At 52.4% G+C, this 2,384-nt stretch carries 4 protein-coding genes; 2 read left to right on the plus strand and 2 right to left on the minus strand.

The window, feature by feature from the left end:
* Both CPT76_RS06950 and CPT76_RS06955 read left to right on the plus strand, forming a co-directional pair.
* Positions 1-292 (plus strand): DUF445 family protein (locus CPT76_RS06950; RefSeq protein ID WP_146116177.1); only part of this gene is annotated, 292 nt, incomplete at its 5' end.
* Between the two features lie 27 nt (positions 293-319).
* Complete coding sequence (locus CPT76_RS06955) at positions 320-1,228, plus strand: aldo/keto reductase (RefSeq protein ID WP_105442407.1); 909 nt, start codon at positions 320-322, stop codon at positions 1,226-1,228.
* Between the two features lie 131 nt (positions 1,229-1,359).
* Here CPT76_RS06955 and def read toward each other — a convergent pair whose 3' ends face one another.
* Together def and CPT76_RS06965 are read right to left on the minus strand one after the other, a co-directional pair.
* A complete protein-coding gene (gene def / locus CPT76_RS06960) occupies positions 1,360-1,875 on the minus strand; it encodes a peptide deformylase (RefSeq protein ID WP_105442360.1) in 516 nt (171 codons plus the stop codon).
* Positions 1,876-1,903: 28 nt separating this feature from the next.
* Positions 1,904-2,143 carry a helix-turn-helix domain-containing protein gene (locus CPT76_RS06965; protein WP_105442361.1) on the minus strand — a complete coding sequence of 80 codons (240 nt, stop codon included), beginning with the start codon at positions 2,141-2,143 and terminating at the stop codon, positions 1,904-1,906.
* Between the last annotated feature and the right edge of the window lie 241 nt (positions 2,144-2,384).

The raw sequence follows: 2,384 nt of genomic DNA on the forward strand, positions 1-2,384 counted from the left end.
ATGGATTCGTCTGTTCCGCTGGTCCCATGATTGTTGCAATCCAAGGAGAGTTACCCACCGGTGGGAACAAGGGGTTCTGGCAATGATCGTTCAGCTGGTGGAATCCAATTATTATCGCATCGGCGTGCTGGTTCGGGAAAATCTGGACAAGCTGGACGATCAGTCGCTCGTCAACATGCTGGAGGAGAAGGTCGGCAGCGACCTGCAGTGGATCCGGGTCAACGGCGCGATTTGCGGGTTCGTGATCGGCATCGTGCTGAGCGCCATTCATTTGCTGATTTTAAAAGGGTAATTCCAGGGGAAGGGACAGGTGAAATTAATGAAAAGGAACCAATTGGGAACATCGGAACTGAACATCAGCGAGATCGGACTGGGCTGTATGTCCTTGGGAACCGACGAGGCGCAGGCTGAGCGAATCGTTCACGCGGCGCTGGAGCGGGGCGTGAATTTTTTGGACACCGCGGATCTCTACGACAGCGGCAGAAACGAAGAAATTGTCGGTAAGGCGATCCGCGGACGCCGGCAGGACGTTGTTCTGGCGACGAAGGTAGGAAACCGGAGAATTCCTGGTAAAGAAGGTTGGGTATGGGACCCTTCCAAAGCGTATATCCGCTCTGCGGTAAAGGAAAGCCTTCGCCGCCTCCAAACAGATTATATTGATCTGTACCAGCTCCATGGCGGTACTCTGGACGATCCGATTGACGAGACGATCGAGGCGTTTGAGGAGCTGAAGCAGGAGGGCGTGATCCGCTATTACGGCATTTCGTCGATCCGTCCGAACGTGATCCGGGAATACGTAAAGCGTTCCGGAATCGTCAGCGTCATGAGCCAGTACAGCATTCTGGACCGCCGCCCAGAGGAAGAGGTGCTGCCTTTACTGGCCGATAACCGTATCAGTGTCATCGCACGCGGTCCGGTGGCTTCCGGTGTCCTGACCGAGCAGGGCGGAGCGAAAGTGGCGAAGGGGTACCTGGATTACAGTTCCGACGAACTGATCCAGATCCGCGAGCAATTGCAGCGCCTGGTCAAGAATGACCGGAGTATGGGGCAGACCGCGATCCGGTATGCCTTGGCGAATCCGGTCGTGGCGACGGCCATCGCGGGAGCAAGCTCCCTGGAGCAGCTGATCCACAATACTGCGGCTGGAGACGCTCCGGCTCTCACTGACGAGGAGATCGAACGGATCCGCAGCTTTAGTAAGGCTAATCAGTATACAGCGCACCGTTAATAACATTATTTTTCTTTATAAAAAGGAGCCGTTCCCGGGTCGTGATGACCTTTGGACAGCTCCTTATTTTTTCATATGTGGGGACTTATAAAGAGACTTTATGGGATGTCAATAAGAGCATAGAAGTGCAGCTAAACGTTCTGAGTCAGCTTTAAGGCAGCCATCAAATCCGCTCTGCGTTCCGTCCGATTGACAAACAGCTCCCCGTTTTGGATATGGTCGATATACAAAATCCCGTCGAGATGGTCCATCTCGTGCTGAATGCAGCGTGCCAAATAATCCTCTGCCTCCATTACAATCGTGTTGCCCTCACGGGTTAACGTACTGATCTTCACGTATTTCGCCCGCTTCACAATACCGGTATACCCGGGGTAGGATAAGCAGGCTTCCGGTCCGGTCTGTTCTCCGGCGTGCTCGAGCAGCACCGGATTGATCAGCTCAATGAGCCCGTCCCCGCAGTCCATGACGATCACCCTGCGGAGAATGCCGATCTGCGGTGCGGCCAGGCCGGCTCTGCCTTCTTCCGCGTACAGGGTATCCGCCATATCATCCAGCAGCTTGTGAATTCTCGATGTTATTTCCGTAACGGGTTTGGCTTTTTTGCGGAGAATCGGATCTCCGAAGGGAAGGATTTCTTTTTCCGACATGCTCGTTACCTCCAGTTTCAATAAACGTCTAGGCCCCTCTAACGTTCGATGGGGTATGATGCCATAAGTCGCTAGGAGTGCAGTCGAGAGCTGTGCACAGCGCATCCATCGTATCGGCCTTTATCTGCTTCGGATTGCCGTTCAGCAGGGCGCTGATCGAGGGGGGAGACAGCTCGTAGCCGGCTTTGTCTTTCAGTAGACGGGACAGTGCGGCTCCTGTCCAAATTCCGCGTTCTGCCATCACTTGGCGCAGCATCCATATGAGCATCGCTTTCAAACCACCTTTGTATGTTCAGTATATGTATATTCAACCATTTAGGTGCTGCCTAATAATTTTAGGTACGAACTAATATAACACAACTGATGCCAAAAGGGAAGAACGAGGATATTAGCATAAGACCGGTTATTATTGGGCAATTATCGGAACATTGCTATGGATTCATCTGTAAAATATAGCCATTCCATGTAGGAAGCTTGTATAATTTTGACTAACGGGAAGTGCTTTCACG

Source organism: Paenibacillus sp. AR247, assembly GCF_002968895.1.
Taxonomy (GTDB): Bacteria; Bacillota; Bacilli; order Paenibacillales; family Paenibacillaceae; genus Paenibacillus_AQ; species Paenibacillus_AQ favisporus.